This window comes from Kribbella pratensis (assembly GCF_004366075.1).
Classification (GTDB): domain Bacteria; phylum Actinomycetota; class Actinomycetes; order Propionibacteriales; family Kribbellaceae; genus Kribbella; species Kribbella pratensis.
Map to the genome: position 1 here is coordinate 299,935 of NZ_SODU01000003.1, position 24,697 is coordinate 324,631.

The window sequence follows — 24,697 nt, forward strand, 5'->3', positions numbered from 1 at the left end:
CACGCGAGAGCCTACGGAGAGGGACCATGACCGGTCAAGTGTCTTTTGATAGTCACGCGCGGAGTGTGCTGGCAGCATCGGTCGAGTACGTGAACCGGCTGACCCCCGGGTACGTCGGCGGCGTCGCGTACGCCGCGCCCGCCGACGACCCCGAGTCCGTCACCTCGGCGGTCGCCGACGCGCTGACCGCGATCGGCCATCCGCCGAAGTCGGTTCCGGTGGACGACGCACGGCGCCTCGTGGCATTGGCTCGACGCATGCGCATCGTCTTCGAGTCCGCAGCCGCCGACGACCTCGACGCCGCCGCGGCGGAGATCAACCAACTCCTCCTCGACACCAACGCGCGCCCCCAGCTCGACCGCGGCCGCGACCGCCCCTGGAGCCTCCACTTCCACGGCCCCGACGAGCAACTCGCGAACGGCTGGGCAGCCGGCTGCGCCGCAGGCCTCGCCCTGGCCGTCGGCAGCGACCTGGCCGGCCGCCTAGGCGTCTGCGCAGCCCCCCAATGCGACCGCGTCTTCGTAGACGTATCGAAGAACGGCCAACGCCGCTTCTGCTCCCCCCAATGCCAAAGCCGAGTAAAAGCCGCCGCCCACCGAGCCCGCCAGGCCACCACCTAACCGAACTGGGGATAGGCAATGGCTACCTGGGACAGGCCATTACGTGTCCCCAGTCCCCGGCGGGTATCCCGAGTCCAAGCCGAGTCAGCGCGTCTCCAGCTCCAGCACTCGCCGAGAAGAGTCAGCGGCGGGTGACGGTCGGGCTGGTCGGGTCCTCGTTGTTCACGATCAGTTGCGCGCGTTCGGCCGGGCGGACCTGGTCGACGTACAGCTGCTCGCCCGGGATGTACCTGGTGCGGTAGCGCTCCTCGGCGGCCGCCAACGAGTCCATCCATGCCGCATCACGGGCGGCACCACGGCGGAGTACCGTCTCGAAGCTGACGGCGACGTAGATGCGCAGATCCCAGAACGTGTCCAGCTCCGATCGTTGCAGGAAAGCACCGTCAGCAACCAGGATCGCGTCCTTCGCAGCTGTCTGAACTGGCGAGTCGAGCACAGTCCGGGCAGAGCTATCACGAAGGCCGGCTGTGTATCGCCGATCCCCACCTGGCCCCAGCGGCCGCAGCAGCTTCTCGCGGATCGCGTCGTAGTCGTACATCTCGAAGTAGTAGCTCTCCGCCGAATCAATCGGGTACGCCGTCCGCAGCTCAGGCGCCCGCTTGAAGTAGTCGAGCCCGGCCCGAACCACCTCCCGCCCACTCCGCCCCCGCAGCACCTCCGCCAACTCATCAGCCAGCGTCGTCTTCCCATCGGAACGGTCAGTCGCCGAGGAAGCGCAGTTCCGCCCCCGTGCCGCGGCCGCCTGCTTCGCACAGCTCGGTGAGCCTTTCCAGGAACGGGCGAACACTCTCCGGAGCGTGGGACATGAACCGCCGGACGTCGGCCGCCAGCGCGCCTAGCTCCTCGCGCTCGAACAACACGTCCCCGTAGGCGTCCACCCGGCCGAGCATCGGAAACTCGGCTTCCCTGTCGTCAGCTGCGAGGGCGGCCTCGATGTCGTCCCACCACTGCTCAGCCCCATCGACCACGCGGCAGTCGATCCACAACTCGATCCTGACAGCCATCGCGATCAACCTCCTTCTCCAGCCAGGTCGCCCAGAACGTCCAGCAGTTGACCGCGGCGTTCGGTGCTCAGGGGAGACATTAGACGTACAGACGCGGCCCACCCGGATTCAGAATCCAGGTGGGCCGCGGCGGTCCGATCGGCCGTCAGCCGACCGGGGTCAGTTCGCGTTCTTCTTCTGGGGTTGGGGTGGCGTGCTTGGCGGTGTTGCCGCGGAGCCACCTGGGGGCCCACCAGTTGGCGTCGCCGAGGAGGGTCATGATGCTGGGGAGGACGACGGCGCGGATGATCGTTGCGTCGATCAGGATTGCGACCGCCAGGCCGACGCCCAGCTGCTTCATGTCCAGCGTGCTCAGGGTCGCGAAGACCGCGAACACGCCGATCATCACGGCCGCCGCGCTGGTCACCACGCCGGCCGAGCCGGTGATGCCTTCGGCCACCGCCTGCTTCGTCGGTACGCCGCGCAGTACTGCCTCGCGGATCCGGCTGACCACGAAGACGTGGTAGTCCATCGACAACCCGAACAGCACCACGAAGAGGAACAGCGGCAGCCAGCTGACCACTGCGCCGTTCGACCGGAAGTCCAGCAGTCCTTCGGCCCACGTGTTCTGGAAGACCGCGGTGACGACGCCGTACGCCGCGCCCGCGCTCAGCAGGTTGAGCCCGATCGCCGTGATCGCGACGACCACCGACCGGAACGTCACCATCATCACGATCATCGTCAGCAGCAGCACGAACCCGATCACCAGCGGCAGCTTGTCCCGCGTGTGTGCCGCGTAGTCCACGTCCGCGGCCACGAACCCACCGACCGCGTACTCGACTCCCGGCACCTTGCCGACCGTCTCCGGCATCAGTTCCTTGCGCAGCTTGGTCAGCGAGTCCCGCGCCTGGTCGCTACCGCCCTCGTACGGCGTGGCGACCTCGAGCGTCGCGACCGTGCCGTCCTTGGAGAACCGCGGTTCCTCGAGACCGTCCGACGCGAAGAGGTTGTCGCCCTTGGTCTTCTGCATCAGCTCGGCCAACGCGGCCTTCACCGCAGGCTGCTGGTTCGCAGGCGCCCGTACGGCGACCTCGTGGCTGGTACCCGTACTCGGGAAGGCCGCGGTCAGCCGGTCGTACGCCTTCATCACCGCGGTGTCACGCGGCAGATCCTCGGTGCCCGGGAACTTCAGCGTCATCCCCAGCGCCGGCGACGCGACCGCGAGCAGTGCGGTGACGGCGACCAGCAAAGTGGCGACCGGGTGCTTCAGGGCCGGCTTGAGGACCGTCGGCCAGAACCGCGGCTCCTTGTTACCGGACGTCAGCCGCCAGACGAGCGGGATCCGCGGCTTGTCCACCCAGCGCCCGAGCTTCGCCAGTACAGCGGGAAGCACGGTGAGCGAACCGACGACAGCCACCGCGACCACGAGGATCGAACCGACCGCGAAGGACGAGAAGACGGCATCGCGAGCGAGGAACAGTCCCGCCATCGAGATGATGACCGCCGTACCGGACACGACGACTGCGTGGCCCGAGGTCGCCGCGGCGATCTCGACCGCGTCGACGTGACCGCGGCCCTTGGCGCGCTCCTCACGTTCGCGGCGTAGGTAGAAGAGCGAGTAGTCGACGCCGACCGCCATACCGATCAGCAGGATCACGCTGTTGACCGCGTCCACAGCCGGCACCAACTGCGAAGCCGCAGCAGACAGGCCGATCGCGGCAGCCACCGCGGACAGCGCGAGCACCAGCGGGACGGACGCGGCGATCAGCGCACCGAAGGCGATCAAGAGGATCGCGAGCGTCACCGGCAGGCTGAACATCTCCGCCCGTTTGAAGTCCTTGCCCAGCGTCTCGTTGAGCGCCTTGCCGATCGACAGTCCACCGACCTCTTCGATCCGCAGGTCCGGGTACTGCTGCTGGACCTTGGCGGTCGTGTCGAGCAACGGCTGGACCCTGGCGTCGTCGTCCGAGCCCTCCGGAACAGCCTTCATCGTCACCCGGACGATCACCGCGTCGTTCTTCGGCGACGGCATCGGCTGACCGACCTCCGCGACCCCACCGAGGGCGCGCATCTGCTGGATCACCACTGCCGCGGCCTTGTTCGCCGCCGTGTGGTCGAGCTGTCCGGACGGCGCCGTGATCAGCACGCTCTCGACGTCCGGGTCGTCGAAGTTGCCGGACTTGACGATGTTGTCCGCCCGGGTCACCTCACCGATGTCACCCTCGTTCTTCGACTCCTTCGTCCCGGTCACCTGCCCGAGCGCGAAACAGGCGATCACGACGACAACCCACATCGCGATCGCCCGCCACGGATGGGTGGCGCTCCAGCGCGCTGCCCGGACCGTGATCTGTCCCCTGGCCATACGTTCCCTGCCCCTCTGCGCACCCACCGGCGCCCCACCCAGCGCTCCTTGGCGTGGCGCTGGCTACGGGAAGAAGCCTGGCTGCCGCGACCCGGTCGCGGCCATGCAGGAAGCCCCCCAGGTCACCCTGAGGCAAACCCCACCCCACCCTTTCCCGTACGCCGTACGCACCCCGGGTGATCGGACCTCAGAAGTCTTCGAGGTCGAGCGACGAGGCCGCGGAGACGCCCTCGAGGTAGCCCTCGGCGCGCTCGGCTTTCGGGTAGCGGTGGACGAGGGCCCAGAAGGCGGCGTTGTGGGCCGGCTCGATCAGGTGGGAGAGCTCGTGGACCAGGACGTAGTCGACGACCCAGGCCGGCATCGACTGCAGACGGGTCGACAACCGGATCGATCGATCCGCCGGAGTGCACGATCCCCACCGTCTGTTTTGGTTCGAAACCCACCTCACCGACGCAGGTTCGGGCACTTCCGGGAGGTGGCGACACGCGAGTTCGTGTGCTCTGGCCAACAATTTTTCGTCCGACACGCGCGATCGGCTGCGCTGCTTCTCGAGTCGCGCCAGCATGGTCTCGACCCAGCGCGCCTCCTCGGCGGCGGACAGCCGGTCGGGCATCAGCACGACCACCCGGTCGCCGTCCCGGTACGCGCTGACCGTGCGCTTGCGGCGCTTGCTGCGACGGATGTCCACGTGAGGCGGGATCGGGCGCAGTGGAGAGTCGGCCATGGCTCAAAAATGTACCCCCCGAATCCGACAACTTTCTTCGGTCCACATCCTGTGCATCGACGTTTCCGCAGGTCAGACGCCAGATCTTGAACCTGCCGACCCTGGTTGTTCACATCCTGTTCCCCCGCCCGTCCACAGTGTCCGGCGGCGCGTCCCACAGGTTGCTCACAGAGTTATCCACAGGGGTGGACAACCCGGGCTTGCCACCGCCGCCGGTACCTCCTAGCGTCATCGGCAACAGGCTCCCGGACCGCTACCGGGGCCGCTCGGAGGGGAAGCCGAGTGGTCGCGGAGGCGGATCACCGGGAGCCTGTTCCGCGTCGGCGAAAGTTTCGGTAAGGGCTTTCCTCGGGGGAATCACGCGGCACGCGGACCGGCAGGTGCGCTTGAGCCTGCGCCAGGAGGCCGTAGGGTGAATCCCGACTGGGCCGAACGGCCTACGGCAGGACGGTCTGCCGTTAGCATCCAACGACTGCCCGGGGCGAGACCCCGGGCTGGAATTCAGAGCAAGGAGAGGGCCCTCATGGCAGAGACCTGGAGCGGCGAGTTTTACTGCGTCAAGTGCAAGGCCAAGCGCACCGCCGACGGCGAGGTCAAGGTCAACGACAAGGGCACGCGCATGGCCAAGGCCAAGTGCCCCGAGTGCGGTACGAACCTGAACCGGATCCTCGGCAAGGCCTGACGCACCAGCACCAAGTCGTAGAGGCGGTGTCCGGCACGTTGCGCGTGCCGGGCACCGCCTCTCGTCGTACCCGGGCAGGCGGCACACAGCGACCCACAGCGACCCACGGCGACACACTTGGGCCCCACCGCAGCCGGGGCTTGGGTGACCGGACAGAATGGGAACGTGTCGGACCTTCCTCGTAAGGCGCTGAGCCGGACCGCGAAACTTGCCAGCCTGCCGCTCGGTGCCGCCGGGCGGGCGACTGTCGGCCTGGGCAAGCGCATCGGCGGCGCGCCCGCGGAGGCCGTGTACGCCGAGTTCCAGCGCCGTACGGCGGACCAGTTGTTCGCCGTCCTGGGTGAGCTCAAGGGCGGCGCGATGAAGTTCGGGCAGATGCTCAGCCTGATGGAGTCCGCGATGCCGGAGGAGCTCGCGGCGCCGTACCGGGCGACCCTGACCAAGCTGCAGGACTCCGCCCCGCCGATGCCGGCCTCGACCGTGGACACGATCCTCAGCCGTGAGCTCGGCAAGCGCTGGCGGGACCGGTTCGAGGAGTTCGGCGACGTGCCCGCGGCCGCGGCGTCGATCGGCCAGGTGCACCGCGGACGGCTGAAGGACGGCCGTGAGGTCGCGGTCAAGCTGCAGTACCCGGGCGCCGCCGAAGCGCTCCGCTCGGACCTGCGTCAGCTCGGCCGGGTCGCGCGGACCATCGGCTCGTTGGTCCCTGGCCTGGAGGTGAAGCCGCTCATCGCCGAGCTCCAGGAGCGGATCGGCGAGGAGCTCGACTACGACCGCGAGGCGCAGGCCCAGCAGCAGTACGCCGACGCGTTCAAGGACCACCCGGAGTTCGTGGTCCCGCGGGTGATCAAGCACTCCCCCGCGGCGATCGTGTCCGAGTGGATCGAGGGCCGGCCGCTGTCGTCGTACATCACCGACGGCACCAAACAGGAGCGGGACGCGATCGGGCTGAAGTACGTCCGGTTCATGTTCAGCGGCCCGAAGTACGCCGGTCTGCTGCACTCCGACCCGCACCCGGGCAACTTCCGGGTGATGCCGGACGGGCGGCTCGGCGTGGTCGACTTCGGCCTCTGCGCGCGGCTCCCGGACGGCCTGCCGCCGGCGATCGGGCGGCTGCTGCGGATCTCGCTGAAGGGCGACGGCCTGGCGGTCCGGGACGGGCTCAAGGCCGAGGGCTTCATCAAGCCGCGGATGGATATCGACCCGGATCAACTGATGGACTACCTCGCGCCGTTCGCGGAGCCGGCCCGGGAAGACAGCTTCCAGTTCAGCCGTGACTGGATGCGTGCGCAGGCGAACCGGACCAGCGACTTCCGGTCCCCCAACGCGTCCCTCGCCCTCCGCCTCAACATGCCGCCGTCGTACCTGCTGATCCACCGCGTCTGGATCGGCGGCATGGCCGTCCTGTCCCAGCTCGAGGCCGAGGCCCCGTTCCGCTCGGTCCTGGAGGAGCTCCTGCCCGGCTTCAACGACGACTGAGCGCGGGCAGCGCGCGGAGGGTGACCGCCAGCAGGATCGCCATCCCGGCCAGGGCGACGGCAGTGATCCCGGCAGCCACGTGCAGTCCGGAGGTGAAGGCGTCCCGGGCCTGATCGAGTACGTCGGCCGACGCGCCCTGGCTGACCGCCTCTCCCAGCGAGTTGCCGCTACGACCGTCCGTCCGGCTGCGGTAGACCGCGGTGACCACGCTGCCGAGGACGGCGATGCCGAGGGAGTACCCGAACTCGTTGCCGGTCTGGGTCAGCGCACCGGCCGAGCCGGCCTTCTCCGGCGGAACCGAGCCGATGACCAGGTTCGTCCCCAGGATGACCAGCGCGCCCGGCCCGAGGCACTGCACCGCGAAGGCGACGACCAGCACCGTGGTGGAGGTGGTCAGGCTGACCACAGCCATACCGGCCACCGTGAACGCGACACCGGCCGGGATCAGGATGCCCGGGCGGATCCGCTGCGCCAGCCGCGGCGCGAGCTGGAAGCCGATCGTCGACGTGATCATGCCCGGGACCAGCGCCAGGCCGGCGTCGAGCGGGCTCATCCCCTTGACCAGCTGGAAGTACTGCGCGACCAAGACCATCACGCCGCCGGACAGCATCGAGTACGCCGTCATGCTGCCGAGCGTCACGCTGAACGTCCGCTGTGCGAACAGCCGCACGTCGACCAGCGGGTCGTCCAGCCGCCGCTGACGCCGTACGAAGATCCAGCCGAACGTGCAGCCGATCAGCAGGGCCCCGATCGACTGGGCACCGGCGCCGTGCGAGGCGAGGTGCTTCAGCCCGTGGATCGCCGGCAGGATCGCCGCCAGCGACAGCACGACACTCGGTACGTCGATCCGCCCGGCCTTCTCGTTCCGGTACTCCGGGAGGATGAACGGCCCGACCGCGAGCAGAACCACCATCGCCGGGACGCCGATCAGGAAGGCGGAGCCCCACCAGAAGTGGTTGAGCAGCACTCCGCCGACGATCGGTCCGACGATTGCACCGACGGTGAAGCAGCCGCCCCAGACGCCGAGCGCGGTGGCCCGCTGCCGCTCGTCCGGGAACAGCGTGGAAATCAGCGACAACGTGCACGGCGCGATCGCTGCTCCGGCGATGCCCAGCACCGCGCGGGCGCCGATGAGCATGCCGGGGCTGACCGAGTACGCCGCCACGATCGAGGCGAGGCCGAACACGGCAGCGGCGATGAGCAGCAACCGACGGCGACCGAGGCGGTCACCAAGGCTGCCCATCGTGATCATCAGGCCGGCCACCATGAACCCGTACACGTCGAGGATCCACAGCTGCTGGCTACTGGTGGCGCCGAGCGCGTCGGTGACGGCCGGCACGGCCAGCAGCATCACGAACAGGTCCAGGGACACGAGCAGGGACGCGAGGCACAGCACGCCGAGCGCGATCCACTGCCGCTTGCCGGTGGACACGGGGTCCGCCACGAGGCTGAGGGTCATGATCCGGGTCCTTTCACAGAAGTGTTGTCACTCACTGCGTCGGACGGCATATTGCGAGATCGACAGCGGGGTACTGAATCTTCCAGGAGGTCGGGATGACAACGATGGACAACCTGCCTGAGGTCGTGTCGCCGGAAGAGTGGCTCACGGCACGTCTGGAGCTGCTGAGGCTGGAGAAGGAGGTGACGCGCGCACGCGACCGCCTGAATGCCGAGCGCCGGCGGCTGCCGATGGTCCGGATGGACAAGCCCTACGTCTTCGAAGGCCCGGACGGTGAGGTCGGGCTGCTGGACCTGTTCGGCGGACGGGACCAGCTGGTGATGCACCACTTCATGTTCGGCCCGGACTGGGACGAGGGCTGTCCGAGTTGCTCGTCCGCCGCCGACGAGATCGGCAACCTCCGCCAGTTGTACGTACGCAACACGTCACTGGTCGCCGTGTCGCGGGCGCCGTACCCGAAGATCGCCGCGTTCAAGGAGCGGCTGGGGTGGACGTTTCCCTGGTACTCGTCGTACGCGAGCGACTTCAACTACGACTTCCATGCCACGCTCGACGACCGGGTCGCGCCGGTGCTGCTGCATTTCCGCACTCAGGAGCAGCTGGCGAACGAGAAGGGGACGCCGTGGTCGGACGGCCCCTGGACCCCTGACATGAACGGCGAGGAGCTGCCGGGTATCAGCGCGTTCGTCCGGGTCGGCGACGAGGTGTTCCACACGTACTCGACCTTCGGCCGGGGCATCGAGGACTTTCACAACTGCTACCGGTACCTCGACCTCACCGTCCTCGGCCGACAGGAGGCCTGGGAGGAGCCGAAGGGGCGGGCCGAGCCGCTCGGTCTCCACGTCGGCGGACCCGCGATGCGCGTCCCCGACCGGTACGACGTGTGAATCACCAGTAGACCGAGTCGAGCTTTCCCTCGATGCTGCGGACGTTCTCCCGGGCACACCGGTCGCAGTACAGCAGCTTGCGACCGTCCTCGATCGAGGTCATCCAGGTCAGCGGCACGTCCTCAGACGGCGCCTGCTGACCACACAACGCACAGGTAGCTTTCGTCACGGGCATCAGTTTGCACCTCCGCCTCACCGGTACCCCGACCGGGTTGACTTGCTCAGTCCCCGAGGAACCGTCGTACGGCGGCGTTGAACGCGTCAGGTGCCTCGAGGTTGTTGTAGTGACCCACGCCGGGCAACAGCACGAGCTCCGCACCCGGTATGGCCGCGTGCAGTGTCCGCGCGACGGTTCCGATCGGCGCACGCTGGTCACACTCACCCCACAACAGCAGCGTGGGTACCTCGATCGTGGGCATCACCGCGCTCAGATCCGCCTCGGCGAACGCTGTCAGCATCGGCAGCATCCCCGCTGGACGGCTCTCGGCCATCATCGTCCGATTCAGCTCCAGGACCTCGGCCGGCACCGGACCGGCGAAGAAGCTCGGCAGGTACCCGTCGATCCAGTCCCCCGGCGGTCGTTCAGCCTCCGCGCGCGCCCGCCGTACTCGCGCCTCGACCTCTGCTGCCGGCAACGAGCCCTTCCAACCGGCATAGGCCCCTGCCAGGACCAGTGACCGCACCAGCTTCGGGTGGCGCTGCCAGACAGCAATGGCCAGGCCGCCGCCCCAGGACAGACCGCACAGATGCGCGGGGCCGATGTCCAGGGCTGCGACGAGCTCGGCCAGCTCATCGGCGTAGTCGGACATCGTCATCGGGCCCGCGGGGTCCTCCGATCCGCCGCAGCCCGGTGCATCCCAGGCGATCAGGTCGAAGCTGTCGGCGAGCCCCGTCAGCTGGGGGCGCCACGCCCGGCCGTCGCTCCAGCCGCCGTGCAGCAGTACGAGCGGCTCCCCGGAGCCGGCTCGGTAGTAGGCGATCCGCCGGCCGGCGATCTCGACGAGCTCCATGGTCGGAGCCTCCCCGACCGGGCCCCGTGCCCGGCCTATGCTCCTCAGCATGCGCTGGGTGATCCATGGTGAGGAAGAGGCCTGGTCCAATCCGTGGCTGAGCGTACGGCGGTTGGACGTCGAGCAGCCTGACGGTGAGCGGTTCGACTACCACGCGGTGCGCCTGAAGCACATCGCCGCTGCGGTCGTCACCCGGGACGACTGCGTGCTGCTGATGTGGCGGCACCGGTTCCTGACCGACACCTGGGCGTGGGAGATCCCCATGGGGATCATCGAGGCCGATGAGAGTCCGGAGGTTGCCGCGGCGCGGGAGCTCGAGGAAGAGACCGGGTGGCGGGCGGACGGGCTCACCGAGCTCATCCGCTCGGAGCCGGCCGCCGGGATCATGGACTCGCTGCATTTCGTGTACCGAGCGACGAGTGCGCAGTGCGCCGGGCCGCCGACCGAGCTAAACGAGTCGGACCGGATCGAGTGGATCCCGCTCGCTGACATCCCCGGAATGATCGCCCGACACGAGATCGTCAGCGGCATCACCCTGCTCGGCCTGCAGCAGTTACTGCTCTCCGAACGTGGCTGAGGGGCGACACCCCCTTTGGGTGCCGCCCCTCAGTGATTCAGCTGGTCAGGCTGTGGTTCTGGTGGATCAGACGAGGCGGGCGAGTGCGAGGCGCGCGCGTGCGCTGGCCCTCTCAGCTCGCCGGCCTGCCCGCTCGGCCTGCTTCTGCGCCTTCTCGATCTGGTGAGCGAGGCGGAAGCGCCGGTTCTGCTCTGCGTCCTTCAGCAAGCTACGACAGTGCGCGCGGGCGAGATCTTCATGAAGTAAATGCATTTCGGTGCTCCTGGTGAAAGTCTGAGTGGTCACGTTGACTCGATTCGGATGGGTTGTAGTCGTTCAGGCGGCGGTTACGGTGTCACTCTTGCGGGGACGCCCACGGGGCCGCTTGCGCGGAACCACCACACCTTGGACGAACAGCTCGCCACCCCACACTCCCCACGGCTCGGAACGCTCGAGCGCTCCGGCCAGGCACTCGGCCTTCAGCGGGCAGGTCGTGCAGAGAGACTTCGCGTACTCGACATCCGCCGGTGATTCGGCGAAGAAGAGTTCTGGCGCGTAGGACCGACAGGGCAGGTCCTGCGACGTTGCGACCTCGGTGAAGACATCGAGGAAGCTCACGCTCATTCCGGTCACCTCCCAGTGACTTTTGGTTGCTGATCTCTTGTCGTCGGTGACGGCTGCCGGTTTGACGGCCGCCAAATCTTGGGGACAAACAAAAGGGCCGCGGGACCCTAGGTGGGTTCCGCGGCCTGGAGGTGCCGGCTCTGACGTCTGTCAGACCGGTGGACTCCATGCTCGAGAACCCGAACCGCCGTACTTCACATCGCCGACAGCTCCGCCCTTGAACTGGGCAGCGCCGGAGGCCATGAGCACAACGGTCGCGACGTGCAGGCGCGGCGAGGCACCCTGAATCGGGGCGCACGGCAGCGCGGCAGCGTCGCTGAACGGCTTCTTGACCGTGTTGGTGATCATTTCCAGGGCACCTCCTCTCGTTGTGGCGAAGCGGGCGGTTAGCTCGATCGCTATGGTGGTTTGAAGTTTTCGGCCAGGCTTCGACCGCAGAAAGAACAGTACGCCGTCCGCGCCGGAGCCCGCAAACTATTTATTGCCAGTTCGCGAAGTTGGCCGGAAGTTGCCGCTCCGACGGCACGATCTCATTGCCGACGCAGCGATCAGGGGGTCTTCCGGCACGCTCCGGGACGCCATCCGCACGCTCCGGGATCGTTGCCTCTGTCACCTAACTGCCACGTCTGCCAGGAGCAGAACGCGGCACGTCCTCCAGGATGCGCCGCGAATCTCGTGCCTGGCAACAGGTTTGCCCGAAAGGGCACGGGTCAGCGTGTGCAGAGGTTGAGGATGTGCTCGCCGTACTTGGTCAGCTTGGTGTGACCGATGCCCGGGATCTGCCGGAGCGCCTGGGCGTCGCTGGGCTTGGTCTCGGCGATCGCGGTCAGCGTCGCGTCGGTGAGGATCACGAACGCCGGCATCTTCTCGGACTCCGCCTGCTCGGCACGCCACTCGATCAACGCGTCGTACAGCTTCTGGTCGATCGAGGACGGGCAGTCCTCGCAGCGGCCGAGCTTGCGGGCGCCCGGGTCGGTCAGGCTGCGGCCGCAGACCCGGCACTTGGGGATCGGCCGCCCAGACTTCTCGGAGCGCTCGGAGCGGGACGGGCGCTCCCAGCCGACGGACGACGACGGGGTCCACTCGGAACGCGCCGTACGGACGCCGATCGGGTCCAGGAAGCGGGTCGGCCCCCGCGTACCTCGGCCGCCCGGCGAGCGGGAGGTGGACCAGCTGATGAACAACTGCTGCTTGGCCCGCGTCACGCCGACATAGAACAGCCGCCGCTCCTCCTCCACCTGTGCCGGCGTCTGGGCGTAGCTGATCGGCAGCGTCCCCTCGTGTGCCCCGACGATGAAGACGGACTCCCACTCCAGGCCCTTGGCCGCGTGCAGCGTCGCCAGCGTGACGCCTTCCGCCAGAGGCGCGTGCTGGATCGTCGCTCGCCGGTCCAGCTCCGCCATCAGCTCCGGTAACCGGGCCTCCGGATGCTCCGCCGCGAAGTCGGCCGTCATCGTCACCAGCGCGCTCAGCGACTCCCAGCGGTCCCGCACCGCGCCGGTCCCAGTCGGCGGCTCCTGCGTCCACCCGGCACCACCCAGCACGCTGGTCACCGTGGTCACCAGGTCGTCCCCGGCTTGACCGGCCTTGGCCTGCCCGCGCAGCAGTACGGCGGCCTGCCGGATCTCCGCGCGCTCGAAGAACCGCTCCGCGCCCTTCAGCACGGTCGGGATCTTCCGCTCGGCCAGCGCCTGCTCGAAGTTCTCCGACTGCGCGTTGGTCCGGAACAGTACGGCGATGTCCCGCAGCGCGACGCCCTCGTCCTTGAGCCGTACGACGGCCCGCGCCACCGCATCCGCCTCCGCGACCTCGTCGGAGTACTCGCGGTAGACCGGAACCGGACCGGCCTCCTTCTGCGACCGCAGCGTGACCCGCCCCGGCAGCCCGGTCGGACCGGCCGCGTCGAGGATCTTGTTCGCCACGTCGACGATCTGCGGCGTCGACCGGTAGTCGCGGACCAGCTTGATCACGGTCGCCGACGGATGCCGGGAGGCGAACCGCACCAGGTTCTCCGGGTCGGCGCCCGCCCACGAGTAGATCGTCTGCGCCGGGTCGCCGACCACGCAGACGTCCTCGCGACCGCCGAGCCACAGGTCGAGCAGGCTCTGCTGCAGCGGCGATACGTCCTGGTACTCGTCCACGACGAACGTGCGGTACTGCCGCCGGATCTCCGCCGCCACCCGCTCGTCCTCCGCGAGCAGCGCGACCGTGCAGAGCAGCACGTCCTCCAGGTCGATCCGCCCGCGCTCCAGCTTCACATCCTCGTACGCCGCGAAGATCCGGGCGATCGTCGCCGGGTCGAAGGCCGCCAGCGCCCGCGCCGACTTGGGCGCCAGCCGCGCGTAGTCGTCCGGCCGGACGTTGCTCACCTTGGCCCACTCGACCTCACCGGCCAGGTCGCGCAGCGCGGGCGTGTCCACCCGGACGCGGCAGCGGGACGCGGCCTCGGTCAGCAGCGGGAACTTGCGGTCCACGATCGGCGGCAGCTCCCCGCCGTACACCTTGGGCCAGAAGAACCGGGCCTGCCGGAGCGCGGCGGAGTGGAACGTGCGGGCCTGCACGCCCTGGACGCCGAGCTGCGCGAGCCGGCCGCGCATCTCCCCCGCGGCCCGCTGGGTGAACGTCACCGCGAGCACGCGGACCGGGTCGAACGTCCCGGTGCGCACGCCGTACGCGATCCGGTGGGTGATCGCCCGCGTCTTCCCGGTCCCCGCGCCCGCCATCACCGCGACGGCGCCGTGCAAAGTGGTCGCGACGGCACGCTGCTCCGGGTCGAGAGCCTCCAGAAGGCTCTCGGCAGAGGCAGATCGTGTGAAGTCGCTCACGGGCTGGGACATGCGGGAACAGCACCACCTGCATCATGGTTCGGATACGTCGAGGGCAACCCTAGACGGGCGGCCCGACAAAACCCCTCCCCACTCCACAAGGAGTCCGCCGATGTCGGCATTCACGATGTACTCAACGCCTTGGTGCGGATACTGCCACCGGCTCAAGGGCCAGCTCAAGCGGGCCGGTATCGAGTTCACCGAGATCGACATCGAGCAGGTCCCGGAGGCCGCCAAGATCGTCGAGAAGGTCAACAACGGCAACCAGACGGTGCCGACCGTGGTCTTCCCCGACGGCACCGCGATGACGAACCCGTCACTCGCCCAGGTCGCGGAGAAACTCGTCGCCTGACAAACCCGACTCAGGTCATAGCGCCTGAGTTATGGACTTTACGGTCATGACCGTTATACCTTGCGGTGAACTACGCCGCAGGGAGTCCGCCCATGTTCTCGCGCCGTCAATTCCGGTATGCCCTAGTCACGTTCGCGGCCGCGCTCGGCCTGCTCGCGACGGGTGGCCTGCAGGCCACCGCGGGCCCGCCCGGGGATCTGCCGGATCCGTTTCCATCGGAGAACTGGCCGCTCGGCACCCCGACGCGGCCTATCGCGCCGTCGGCCGATGTCGTCAAGGACCTCGGCTCGCCGGTCAGCTCGCTCACGATCATGGAAGGCGCGATCGGCCACACGCCGGACGGCCGCGACGTCGTGTACGCCGTACCCGCCGGTGAAAACGCCCGTTTGAACGTCGTCGACCTCCACAGCCGCCAGCTGATCAGGACCGTGCCGCTACCCGGCGCCGCCGGCGGCTGGGCGATCGTCGTGACGCCGAACGGGGACGTCTACCTCGGCACCTACGCCAACGCGCACCTGTACCGCTACAGCCCGGCCACGGGTGAGGTGACCGACCTGGGGCAGCCCATTCCCGGCGAGTCCCAGATCTACGGCCTCACCTCCGACCAGGCCGGCAACGTGTACGCCGGGACGTACCCGACCGCCCACGCGTTCAAGTACGACGCGACGACCGGACAGGTCACCGACTACGGCTCACTCGACCCGGTGCAGCAGTACGCGCGGTCCACGGTCTACGACCCCGACCACAACAAGCTGTTCGTCGGCGTCTCCACTCCGAACGCAAGGCTGCTCCGCATCGACGTGGACACCAAAGCGGTCGAGGACATCACTCCCCCTGGTACGACGGCGAAGGACTTCATCGACCTGGACTACGCCGGCGGCAAGGTCTTCGCAAACGCGAGCAGCCGCCTGGTAGTGGTCGACGCGGTGACCGGCGAGCAGGTCAAGTACACCGACAGCACCACAGGCCAGCTGGTGATGGACTACCCGATCGCTGCGCGCGGTGTCTCCGCAGCCGGGCCAGGTGGCGTTTACTTCACCAACAACACTCTGTCCCTCACGCACTACGACCTGGACACCAACACGGTCGGTCCGGTCTCGCCGCCGCGCACACTGACCCGTGGTGCGTCCATCGGCTACGGCTGGGTGACTGAGAACGGCGTACCGGTGCTGTACGGCCTGGCCGGTAACTACTCCGGTGGAACGTTCCGCTACAACCCGGCGGACGGGACGCTCGCGCAGTGGAGCTCACCGTTCCAGTACGTGCCGTCGCCGCTCATGCACACCCTCGCCGACCCCAGCACGGGCAAGGTGTTCGTCAACGTCTACCTGAACGGCGCCACCTCCATCTACGACCCGGCGACCGGCAAGTCCACTGTCACCACCCGGCAGGGACAGGTGGAGGGCTGGGCCTGGGACGGCACCGGCAAGATGTACGTCGGCATCTACCCGTACGGCAGGCTCTCGCTCTGGGACCCGCGGCAACCGGACAGCCCGACCAACCCGAAGGAGCTGTTCAGCCTCGTCGACAGCGACCACCAGAACAGGCCCGTCGCAGTGGTCCCTGCCGGCAACCGCGTGTACGTCGGGACCACACCGGCGTACGGCGAGTACGGCGGCGCGCTGACTGTGTACGACGTACCGACCGGCGGCCACACGGTCTACCGCAACCTGGTGACCGACCAGACGATCTCCTCCATCGTTCCGTCCGGTGCTGACGTCTGGGTCGGCTCCAGCATCGAGGGTGGTCAGGGCACCGACCCGAGGGCCAGCGAGGCGCACCTGGTCAAGGTGAACCCGGCGACAGGAGAGGTGCTCACCGACGTCGTTCCGGTGTCCGGTGCGGCCAGCATCAACGAGCTGATCACGGGACCGGACGGCAACATCTGGGGTCTTGCGGACGGCATTGTGTTCGCCGTCAACCCGTCCACCGGTGAGGTGCAGCGCATGCTGCCCGTGTTCAGCGGAGCCACTGGCTCACAGGACGGCGCGCTGTCCTGGCGCGACGGCTACCTGTACGGCGTGACCGGCGGCCGGCTGTTCGTCCTGGACATCCTGAGCGGCCACACGACCGTACTGCGCGACCACGGCCTCAACCGACTCACCCAGACGCCGGACGGTACCTACTACACGCTGCTGCGTCCGGACGGTTACATCAACCCGACCAACCTGGCCTCGTACACGCCACCGGTCGACCCGTGTCCGCAGTCCGACGTCCGGCCGACGGTCTGGACCGGGAACATCGACAGCCACGTCCAGAACCGCTTCCTGACGTACGGTTGCACGCTGACCGATGTACTACCGGACGCGGAGGCGGACTGGCCGAGCCACAGCGCGTACGTCGAAGCGGTCAACCGCAAGCTCAGGCAGCTCGAGGCGGACGGCTCGGTCGAGCGCTGGGAGGGCGTCCTGATCAGGATCGCAGCGGCCCGGTCCGACGTGGGCCGGTGATCACCAGCTCCCGCTGAGGCTCTCGCCGTACCAGCCTTCGATCAGGCGGCGGGAGATCGAGATCGCCCCCGGGAGGGCCATCGTGCCGGCTTCGACCAGCGCGCGGAGGTCCTCCCGGGTGAACCACTTCGCCTCGGCGATCTCGTCCTGGTCCACGTCGATGTCGAAGTTCGTCGCCTTCGCGTAGAACCCCAGCATCAGGCTCGCGGGCAGCGGCCACGGCTGGCTGCCCGCGTACTCGATCTCCGGACCGACGATCACACCGGTCTCCTCGAGGACCTCACGCCGTACGGCGGCCTCCAGCGACTCACCTGGCTCCACGAACCCGGCCAGTGTCGAGTAGCGGCCGACGGGCCAGGCCTCGTTGCGACCGAGCAGTGCGCGGTCCTGGTCGTCGGTGACCAGAACGATGATGGCCGGGTCGCTGCGCGGGAAGTGTGACAGCCCGCACGCCGGGCAGCGCCGTACGTGTCCGGCTTCCACCACCTCGGTGTGCTCGCCGCAGTTCGCGCAGTGCGTGTGGACGCCGTGCCAGTTGGACAGCCCGATCACGTGCACGGCAAGGCCGGCCTCGCGGTCGTTCAGCAGTGCACCGAGCTCGCGGAGTCCGCCGTACGACTCGTCGGCCGCACTGTCGACCAGTACGCCGAACACCGCGCGGCCCTCCGCGGTCATCCCGGCTCCGGACTCGCGGTCGATGCCGAGGAAGACGCGGATGCCCTCCGGCGCCTCGGACGGTGCCACGAACCGCAGGGCGGAGCGGTCCTCGACCACCTGGATCTGGTCGCCGGCCACGACCACCACCTGCGTGTCCGGCGCGGCCCAGGCCTTCTCGAGCCAGTCGTCGTCACGGCGGCGGTCGGCGGCGCGGTCCAGTACGGACCGGGACAGGGCTAGCGAACCAGGTGCGATGGAGTAGGCCACGTGCCTCAACATATCCCGCGCCCGTGAGAGCATCCCCGCATGAGTATTCACATCGCCGCCGAGAAGGGGCAGATCGCACCGCGGGTGCTGTTTCCGGGCGACCCGCTGCGGGCCAAGTGGATCGCGGAGACCTACCTGTCGGACGTGATCTGCTACACCGAGATCCGCAACATGTTCGGGTTCACCGGCACCTACAAGGGTGAGCGCATCTCCGTGCAGGGCTCCGGCATGGGCCAGGCGTCCGCCTCCATCTATGCGAACGAGCTGTTCGACGAGTACGACGTACAGACCCTGATCCGGGTCGGCACCTGTGGCGCGCTGACCGAGGCGGTCCGGGTCCGCGACGTGATCGTGGCGATGTCCGCGAGCACCGACTCGCAGATGAACCGGCTGCGCTTCCACGGCATCGACTACGCGCCGACCGCCGACTACAAGCTGCTCCGCGCGGCCGTGGACGCCGCCGAGACCGCCGGGCTGAACGTGCACGTCGGCCAGGTGTTCTCCGGCGACCTGTTCTACAACGATCGCCCGGACCTGGTCTCGCGCACCGCGGAGTACGGCGTACTCGGCATCGAGATGGAAGCCGCCGCGCTCTACACGCTGGCAGCGAAGTTCGGCCGCCGCGCGCTCGGCATCATGACCGTGTCGGACCACCTGATCACGCATGAGGTGACGTCCGCGGAGGAGCGCCAGACGACGTTCTCCGAGATGATCACGATCGCCCTCGACGCGGCGATCGAGGTGCCGGTCTGAACCGCCGGTACGGCGCTGCCGTCCTGGCCTGCGCCGCACTGGTGCTAGGTGCCACGTCCTGCTCCGGTGACAAGCCGGAGTCGGACGGGAGCCCCAGCACGACTACGAGCACCTCTACCTCTAGTACGCCGGCCGCTAGTACGCCGGCCGCGAGCAACAGCTCGGCAGGACCTGAGGAGAGGCTGCCGGATCTCACGGCCGCACAGGTCGTGGCTGCGCTCACCGGCAAGCAGTACAAGTGCAGCACCGACGAGGCGTACGACACCTGCAGTCAGGGCACGACGTCGGTCCAGGTGCTCATCGGCGACCACCCACGTCCGCCGGTGCTGTCGCTGCAGGCGTCCGGGGTCGCAGCTGAGGCAACGACGAAGCTGACCGAGTTCGCGCCGGAGGCACTCGAGCTGGCGCACGTGAACCCACGGGGTCAGATCGTCGACTGGCTGAAGCAGCAGTCCGGCAAGACGTCCGCGCAGACGACGTTCGGCGACTGGAACGTCGAGTTCTCGACCGAGTCCGACTCCGAAGCGCCGGGCGCGATCCTCACGCTCACCGACAAGCTCTGCAAGGTGAACTGCGGGGCCGAGTAGTACCGGCGCGGAGTAGGTCTGGTTACGGCGCGACCAGCTTGGGCAGGACCTGCAGGAGCCGACCGGTCAGCAGGTCCGGGACCTTCTCCGGGTTCGCGGCGTAGCCGACCACGGCCTGCTCGAACAGGCCGTCGATCAGCGCGTACGCCGTCGGCGCGTCCACGGTCGGCGTGGTGCCGGTGAGATCGGCGTACCGGGACAGGATCCGCCAGATCATCTCTTCGAGCAGCTGGTCGATCGCCTCGACGTCCGGGCGGAGCTGCTCCTCGAACATGCTCTGCGCCCGCAGGTCGTACCAGAGCTTGTGCATCGGAGTCTCCTCGACCAGCGTCTGGGTCATCTTGCCCAGGAAGCCGGTCGCGAGCTCGTCGGCGGACGTCGCGGTCTCGACCACCTCGTCGTACCGCCGGGCGCACTTGGTCTTGTAGTAGCGCACGCAGTAACTGATCAGGTCGATCTTGTCGCGGAAGTAGTAGTGCACGACGCCGTGCGTGAACTCGGAGTTGTTCGCGATCTCGCGCAGGCTGGTGCGCGCGTACCCGAGCTCGCCGAGCGTCTTCAGCGCCGACTCCGCCAGCGCGACCCGGCGGCGCTCGATCTTGTCGATCCCGGAGACACGGGCAGGCCGCTCCTCAGCAGCGGACGCCACGGCAATCACCCACTCTCCAGCTCGGGCCGGCTCGGATCAGCTCGGACTTGCTCGGACACGGTCGGACATGGTCGATGCGTCAGGGTACCCCGCCCCGGGCCAGGCGCGTCCCGGTGCGGGGAGATTTCTTGACAAGTGTCAAACAAAGTCTTGACGACTGTCAAAAGGCTGGCCAGAGTGTGAAACACCCCGGCAAGCAGAAGGAGCTTCAGATGGGTTCACTCGATCTCTCCGGCCGCAAGGCCCTGGTCACCGGCGGCGCGCAGGGACTCGGCGAGGGGATGGCGAAGGCCCTCGCGGCCGCCGGCGCCAAAGTCGTGATCAGCGATATCCAGAAGGACCTGGGCGAAGCGGTCGCCGACGCGCTCGACCAGGAGTACGGCGCGGGCAACGGCTTCATCGCCCACGACATCACCGACGACGGCGACTGGGAGAACGCGGTGGTCGCCGCCAACGACATCCTCGGCGGCCTGGACATCCTGGTGAACAACGCGGGGGTGGAGATCACCAGCCTGCTCACCGAGGTCACCGCGGACCAGATCCGCAAGATGCTCGAGGTGAACGTCCTCGGCACCACGCTCGGCATCAAGTGGGGCCTGCGGACGATGCGTCCCGAAGGCCTGGCCGGCCAGGGCGGCGCGATCATCAACGTCGCGTCGGTCGCCGCCACCATCGCCTTCCCCGGCATCGCCGTGTACTCCGCGACCAAGTCCGCCGTCGACCGGCTGACCCGGGTCGCCGCGATGGAGTCCGGCAAGCTCGGGTACGGCGTCCGCGTCAACTGCATCTACCCGGGCCTGGTCCCGACCGCGATGGGAGCCGGCCTGGCGAACGACGTGGCCCAGCTCGGACTGTTCGAGTCGCCCGACGCCGCGGTCGCCGCGGTGATCGGACTGACCCCGGCAGGCCGGCTCGGCGAGGTCGCCGACATGGCCGACGCGGTCGTCTTCCTCGCGTCCGACGAGTCCCGGTTCATCACGGGCATCGGCCTGCCGGTCGACGGCGGGATGGGGATGTGATGGCTAACAAGCCTGTAGTTGTCTACGGTGCCTCTGGCTACACCGGCCGGCTGGTGTGTGAGTACCTGCGGCAGTACCACGTGCCGTTTGTGGCGGCTGGGCGAGACGAGGCGAAGCTCAAGGCCTCTATGGACGCACATGTTCCTGGCATCGAGACCGCCGACTACGAGATCGCTGCGGTCGACCATGACGTCGCTGCGCTCACCGAGCTGTTCTCGGGTGCTTCCGTCGTACTGAACACCGTCGGACCGTTCAGTGAGCTCGGTCCGGCGGCTGTGGAAGCAGCACTCGCAGCAGGTGCGCATTACACCGACACGACCGGTGAGCAGGACTGGCTGATGACCTGCGACGAGAAGTACGGTCCGCAGTTCGCCGAGGCCAACCTGGTGCTGGCCCCGGGTATCGCGCAGATGTACACCACCAGCGAGATCGCAGCGCAGCTGTGTCTCGAGCAGCCCGGTCTGGACACGTTGGACGTCGCCGTGTTCTGGGGCGGCAGCCCGACCATTGCGTCGACCCGCACGATTCTGGTGAACGCTGCGACGTCGAAGGCGCACTACCTGGAGAACAACCAGTACGCGGAGTTCCCCGAGCAGGGTCTGGTGCCGTTGGTGGTTCCCGGACAGCACGAGCTCGCGCTGTCGCTGCCCTGGGGCGGCATGTCGCACCCGGTGTGGTTCAAGCGCGATCCGCGGGTCGCGAACTGCAAGGCGCAGGGCGGTGTGTTCAACGCCGCGCTGATGAACGGGGTCCCGCAGATCGTCGCCGCGGCGCTGGAAGCCACGAAGGACATGTCGCCCGAGGACCGCAACACCGCACTGACCGAGACAGCTCGCCAGGTGATGAACGAGATGCCGCCCCGGGAGAATCCACGCGTCAACAAGACGCTGGACTCGGTGCACGCCTCCGGACCGCTCGGACGGGCGCACTGTGTCATCCACGGCAACAGCAACTACCAGCAGACCGGTCTGCTTCAGGCGTACGCGGCGTACTCGCTGCTGCAGACGCCGCCGAAGCGGGTCGGTTTCGCGAGTGGCTGCCAGGCGTTCGGTCACCGCGAGCTGCTCGGCGTACTGCGGAGCTTCGGGCTGGTGTCCGAGCCGCAGCTGACGGTGCAGCGCTAGAGGAGTTGCCGTGCGGCTGGTCGACTACCTGGACAAGGGCGCATCGCTGGCGCCGGACGCCTCCTGCCTGACCACGGACGGCGAGACGCTGACGTACGCCGACGTACAGCAGCTCTCGTACCGGATCGCGGGTGCGCTGGCGGCAACCGGCGTACGGCCGGGCGGCAAGGTGGCGATCCTGTCCGCGAACGACCCGGTGGCGTTCAGTTGTGTGTTCGGGATCAGTCGGGCCGGTGCGGTCTGGTGCCCGATCAACCCGCGCAACGAGGCCGCCGAGAACCGTGAACTGCTCGACCAGTTCGACTGCGAAGTACTGATCTACCAGGCGGCGTTCGCGTCGCTGGTGGACCGCATTCGGGACTCACTGCCGAAGATCCACACCTTTGTGTGTCTCGACGGGGAGCCCACGGATGCCCCAAGCTCCGGCCTCACCCCCCACCCTGCTGGCCGGAGGTCCGTCGGCTGGGACGCGTTCTGCGGGGGCGCGTCCCAGCCGGCACCTGATCTGACCGATCCAGACGACCTGGCGATGATCGTCGGGACCGGCGGTACGACGGGGCGTCCGAAGGGAGTCATGCTCGGCAACGGCAACCTGGAGACGATGACCGCGCTTACGCTGATCGGGTATCCGTTCGGCGAGCGACCGGTCTACCTGGCGCTGGCGCCGCTGACACACGCAGCAGGCGTGCTGTGCTTCCCGGTGCTCGCGTCCGGCGGCGAGATCGTGATCATGCGAGCTCCCGACGTACATGCGTTCCTGGAGCTGATACCGCGACACGGAGTGACGCACACGTTCTTGCCGCCGACGCTGATCTACATGGTGCTGGCAGCGCCGGAGCTCGACTCCACGGACCTGTCGTCGCTGCGGTGCTTCTGGTACGGCGCTGCACCGATGTCGGTCGCCCGGCTCGAGGAGGCGCTGCAGCGGATCGGTCCGGTGATGGCCCAGCTGTTCGGGCAGACCGAGGCCCCGATGATGATCTCGATGCTGCCGCCCGCTGAACACTTCGACACCGCAGGCCATATTGCGCGGGGACGGCTGTCATCCGCGGGACGGCCGTCCCCGCTGGTCACGGTGGCGATCATGGGAGCGGACGGCACGCTGCTCCCGCACGGTGAGCGCGGTGAGATCGTGGTGCGTGGGTCGCTGGTGATGCAGGGCTATTACCGGAACGCCGAGGCCACCGCAGCGGCTTCGGCGTACGGCTGGCACCACACCGGCGACATCGGGTACCTGGACGACGACAACTACCTCTACATCGTCGACCGGGCGAAGGACATGATCATCACCGGCGGCTTCAACGTGTACTCCACCGAGGTCGAGCAGGCGCTGATGGCGCACGCGGACGTACAGGACTGCGCAGTGATCGGCCTGCCGGACGAGAAGTGGGGCGAGCGGGTCGTGGCCGTCGTTCAGCTCCAGCCGGGCAGTGAGATCCAGCCGGCTGAGCTGATCGCGTTCGCGAAGGCACGCGTCGGCAGCGTGAAGGCGCCGAAGGAGGTGCTCGTCTGGCCCGACCTGCCACGCTCCAAGGTCGGCAAGGTGGTCAAGCCGGACATCAAGGCTCGACTAGCTGCTACCTGACGCTCCTGCGGTTGATGCCACCACGATGGCTGCTGTGACGGCGGCCTGCATCTCGGCGACCGCCTTCTTCACCGCGGCGGCAGCCCAGTCCGAGTCGGCGATCTCCTTCGCGCGCTGCTTCAGCGCCCTCTTGTCGACCGCATCCGTGACGACCTTCGGTACGACGTTCAGCGCGCTGAGGAGGGCGATCAACGCAGCGGTGCGCTCGTCCGGCGTCGTACCCACCTTCAGCGCGCTCTCGAGCTTGGAACGCACCTCGGCCTCGTGCCGCGCATCCTTGGCCGGCCAGCGCGTCACCGGGAACAGACCGAGCACCCTGCCCTCGTCCTCCTCCAGCACACCCCGCTCCGCGAGCCGCGCCAGCAGTTGGTTGCGCAGCCGCTTCGAGAGCGCACCGATCTGGTCCTTCGGCTTCTTGCCAGGCTTGTTGACCACGTACGCCAAGCGCTCGTCCAGGATCGCGTCCCCGGTCGGTGCGCCGTCCAGCACCTGCAGACGACCCACCTTGCCGTCGATGGTGATGTCGAGCTTCCGGCTCAGTGTCAGCTCGATCAGCACCGCACCCGCGAGCGCGTAGTCGAGACCGGGCGACCCAGTGATCGGCTTTCCGGTCTCGTCGTCGTACAGCAGCAACAAGAGGTCTTCGGCGATCAACATGCCTCCAACGTAGGCCTGCCCGCGGTTGCGGCACATCCGCCGCGCGGCGTACTTGCCGCATCCACCTACTCGCCGATCTTCTTGGAGCGCAAGATGATCTTGGTGTCGGCCGGGGCACGGGTGCCGCCCTTGGGTTCCTGGGTGACGACAACCCAGTTGCGGTCGTTGATCAGCAGCCGGCCCTGCCCGGTGGCGTCCTCCTCGGTCAGATAGTAGAAGCCCGCCGCCTGCATGGTGTCCTGAGCCAACTGATGGTTCAGGCCGACCACATTCGGCACCACCGCTGCTGGAGCAGTCGAGGTCGGAGCAGGCGGCGTACTGCTCGGTTGAGCGCTCGTCTGTTGAACGCTCGGGGAAGGACCGGGTGTTCCAGGACTGCCACACGC

Annotated in this window: 27 protein-coding genes; 12 read left to right on the plus strand and 15 right to left on the minus strand. The window is 68.1% G+C overall.

Annotated features, from left to right (window positions below; translation table 11 throughout):
* Positions 1–26 precede the first annotated feature (26 nt).
* Positions 27–620 (plus strand): CGNR zinc finger domain-containing protein, encoded by a 594-nt coding sequence (locus EV137_RS25440; RefSeq protein ID WP_134131083.1) that lies wholly within the window; start codon positions 27–29, stop codon positions 618–620.
* A gap of 121 nt (positions 621–741) precedes the next feature.
* On the opposite strand, the gene EV137_RS25445 is transcribed toward EV137_RS25440, so the two are convergent.
* The 4 genes from EV137_RS25445 to EV137_RS25460 form a co-directional block, all read right to left on the minus strand.
* Complete coding sequence (locus EV137_RS25445; RefSeq protein WP_134131084.1) at positions 742–1,284, minus strand: nucleoside/nucleotide kinase family protein; 543 nt, start codon at positions 1,282–1,284, stop codon at positions 742–744.
* Positions 1,285–1,318: 34 nt separating this feature from the next.
* Positions 1,319–1,624: a hypothetical protein gene (locus EV137_RS25450; RefSeq protein ID WP_134131085.1), complete on the minus strand. Its 306-nt coding sequence runs from the start codon at positions 1,622–1,624 to the stop codon at positions 1,319–1,321.
* A gap of 145 nt (positions 1,625–1,769) precedes the next feature.
* Positions 1,770–3,965, minus strand: a complete 2,196-nt coding sequence (locus tag EV137_RS25455; protein ID WP_134131086.1) for an MMPL family transporter — start codon at positions 3,963–3,965, stop codon at positions 1,770–1,772.
* 187 nt (positions 3,966–4,152) lie between these two features.
* A complete protein-coding gene (locus tag EV137_RS25460; RefSeq protein WP_134131087.1) occupies positions 4,153–4,689 on the minus strand; it encodes a M48 family metallopeptidase in 537 nt (178 codons plus the stop codon).
* Between the two features lie 523 nt (positions 4,690–5,212).
* On the opposite strand from EV137_RS25460, the gene EV137_RS40725 reads away from it, so the two are divergent.
* Together EV137_RS40725 and EV137_RS25465 are read left to right on the plus strand one after the other, a co-directional pair.
* On the plus strand, positions 5,213–5,371 hold the full coding sequence (locus EV137_RS40725; protein WP_012922897.1) for a DUF5679 domain-containing protein: 159 nt from the start codon (positions 5,213–5,215) through the stop codon (positions 5,369–5,371).
* A gap of 165 nt (positions 5,372–5,536) precedes the next feature.
* Complete coding sequence (locus EV137_RS25465) at positions 5,537–6,850, plus strand: ABC1 kinase family protein (RefSeq protein ID WP_134131088.1); 1,314 nt, start codon at positions 5,537–5,539, stop codon at positions 6,848–6,850.
* On the opposite strand, the gene EV137_RS25470 is transcribed toward EV137_RS25465, so the two are convergent.
* Positions 6,837–8,309: an MFS transporter gene (locus EV137_RS25470; protein ID WP_134131089.1), complete on the minus strand. Its 1,473-nt coding sequence runs from the start codon at positions 8,307–8,309 to the stop codon at positions 6,837–6,839. The genes EV137_RS25465 and EV137_RS25470 overlap by 14 nt on opposite strands.
* Positions 8,310–8,404: 95 nt before the next feature.
* On the opposite strand from EV137_RS25470, the gene EV137_RS25475 reads away from it, so the two are divergent.
* A complete protein-coding gene (locus EV137_RS25475; RefSeq protein WP_134131090.1) occupies positions 8,405–9,196 on the plus strand; it encodes a DUF899 domain-containing protein in 792 nt (263 codons plus the stop codon).
* Between the two features lies 1 nt (position 9,197).
* On the opposite strand, the gene EV137_RS40730 is transcribed toward EV137_RS25475, so the two are convergent.
* Positions 9,198–9,371, minus strand: coding sequence for a hypothetical protein (locus EV137_RS40730; protein ID WP_166680016.1), 174 nt, complete (start codon positions 9,369–9,371; stop codon positions 9,198–9,200).
* A 46-nt stretch (positions 9,372–9,417) separates the two neighbouring features.
* Entirely contained in the window at positions 9,418–10,206 is a 789-nt protein-coding gene (locus EV137_RS25480) for an alpha/beta fold hydrolase (protein ID WP_134131091.1), read from the minus strand.
* Positions 10,207–10,255: 49 nt separating this feature from the next.
* Between EV137_RS25480 and EV137_RS25485 the strand changes: the two genes are divergently transcribed.
* On the plus strand, positions 10,256–10,783 hold the full coding sequence (locus tag EV137_RS25485) for an NUDIX hydrolase (protein ID WP_134131092.1): 528 nt from the start codon (positions 10,256–10,258) through the stop codon (positions 10,781–10,783).
* A 66-nt stretch (positions 10,784–10,849) separates the two neighbouring features.
* On the opposite strand, the gene EV137_RS42145 is transcribed toward EV137_RS25485, so the two are convergent.
* From EV137_RS42145 to EV137_RS25505, 4 genes are all read right to left on the minus strand, one after another.
* On the minus strand, positions 10,850–11,068 hold the full coding sequence (locus EV137_RS42145) for a putative WhiB-interacting protein (RefSeq protein WP_511194533.1): 219 nt from the start codon (positions 11,066–11,068) through the stop codon (positions 10,850–10,852).
* A 30-nt stretch (positions 11,069–11,098) separates the two neighbouring features.
* Positions 11,099–11,386, minus strand: coding sequence for a WhiB family transcriptional regulator (locus EV137_RS25495; RefSeq protein ID WP_131285495.1), 288 nt, complete (start codon positions 11,384–11,386; stop codon positions 11,099–11,101).
* Between the two features lie 150 nt (positions 11,387–11,536).
* Positions 11,537–11,734: a hypothetical protein gene (locus EV137_RS25500; RefSeq protein ID WP_131467411.1), complete on the minus strand. Its 198-nt coding sequence runs from the start codon at positions 11,732–11,734 to the stop codon at positions 11,537–11,539.
* A 362-nt stretch (positions 11,735–12,096) separates the two neighbouring features.
* Positions 12,097–14,223 (minus strand): ATP-dependent DNA helicase UvrD2, encoded by a 2,127-nt coding sequence (locus EV137_RS25505; protein ID WP_134131093.1) that lies wholly within the window; start codon positions 14,221–14,223, stop codon positions 12,097–12,099.
* A gap of 100 nt (positions 14,224–14,323) precedes the next feature.
* Between EV137_RS25505 and EV137_RS25510 the strand changes: the two genes are divergently transcribed.
* Positions 14,324–14,563, plus strand: a complete 240-nt coding sequence (locus tag EV137_RS25510; RefSeq protein WP_131285498.1) for a mycoredoxin — start codon at positions 14,324–14,326, stop codon at positions 14,561–14,563.
* A 92-nt stretch (positions 14,564–14,655) separates the two neighbouring features.
* Entirely contained in the window at positions 14,656–17,013 is a 2,358-nt protein-coding gene (locus EV137_RS25515) for a hypothetical protein (protein WP_238175547.1), read from the plus strand.
* Here the strand turns inward: EV137_RS25515 and nudC are convergent, their stop codons facing one another.
* Positions 17,014–17,937 (minus strand): NAD(+) diphosphatase, encoded by a 924-nt coding sequence (nudC, locus tag EV137_RS25520; protein WP_238175548.1) that lies wholly within the window; start codon positions 17,935–17,937, stop codon positions 17,014–17,016.
* 39 nt (positions 17,938–17,976) lie between these two features.
* On the opposite strand from nudC, the gene deoD reads away from it, so the two are divergent.
* Both deoD and EV137_RS25530 read left to right on the plus strand, forming a co-directional pair.
* Positions 17,977–18,690: a purine-nucleoside phosphorylase gene (gene deoD / locus EV137_RS25525; protein WP_134007026.1), complete on the plus strand. Its 714-nt coding sequence runs from the start codon at positions 17,977–17,979 to the stop codon at positions 18,688–18,690.
* 209 nt (positions 18,691–18,899) lie between these two features.
* Positions 18,900–19,277 carry a hypothetical protein gene (locus EV137_RS25530; protein ID WP_238175549.1) on the plus strand — a complete coding sequence of 126 codons (378 nt, stop codon included), beginning with the start codon at positions 18,900–18,902 and terminating at the stop codon, positions 19,275–19,277.
* Between the two features lie 22 nt (positions 19,278–19,299).
* On the opposite strand, the gene EV137_RS25535 is transcribed toward EV137_RS25530, so the two are convergent.
* Positions 19,300–19,926 (minus strand): TetR/AcrR family transcriptional regulator, encoded by a 627-nt coding sequence (locus tag EV137_RS25535; protein WP_202871152.1) that lies wholly within the window; start codon positions 19,924–19,926, stop codon positions 19,300–19,302.
* A gap of 212 nt (positions 19,927–20,138) precedes the next feature.
* Between EV137_RS25535 and EV137_RS25540 the strand changes: the two genes are divergently transcribed.
* The 3 genes from EV137_RS25540 to EV137_RS25550 are packed head-to-tail and all read left to right on the plus strand — an operon-like array spanning position 20,139 to position 23,654.
* The gene (locus EV137_RS25540; protein WP_134007022.1) at positions 20,139–20,945 is read left to right on the plus strand and encodes an SDR family NAD(P)-dependent oxidoreductase; all 807 of its coding nucleotides are present in this window, start codon (positions 20,139–20,141) and stop codon (positions 20,943–20,945) included.
* Positions 20,945–22,069, plus strand: coding sequence for a DUF5938 domain-containing protein (locus EV137_RS25545; RefSeq protein ID WP_202871153.1), 1,125 nt, complete (start codon positions 20,945–20,947; stop codon positions 22,067–22,069). Before EV137_RS25540 ends, EV137_RS25545 begins: the two co-directional genes overlap by 1 nt.
* 10 nt (positions 22,070–22,079) lie before the next feature.
* On the plus strand, positions 22,080–23,654 hold the full coding sequence (locus EV137_RS25550; protein WP_134131096.1) for an AMP-binding protein: 1,575 nt from the start codon (positions 22,080–22,082) through the stop codon (positions 23,652–23,654).
* On the opposite strand, the gene EV137_RS25555 is transcribed toward EV137_RS25550, so the two are convergent.
* Entirely contained in the window at positions 23,640–24,311 is a 672-nt protein-coding gene (locus EV137_RS25555; protein ID WP_134007016.1) for a GOLPH3/VPS74 family protein, read from the minus strand. The two genes, EV137_RS25550 and EV137_RS25555, sit on opposite strands and share 15 nt — an antisense overlap.
* Before the next feature lie 65 nt (positions 24,312–24,376).
* Positions 24,377–24,580 (minus strand): PASTA domain-containing protein, encoded by a 204-nt coding sequence (locus EV137_RS41150; RefSeq protein WP_202871154.1) that lies wholly within the window; start codon positions 24,578–24,580, stop codon positions 24,377–24,379.
* Positions 24,581–24,697 lie beyond the last annotated feature (117 nt).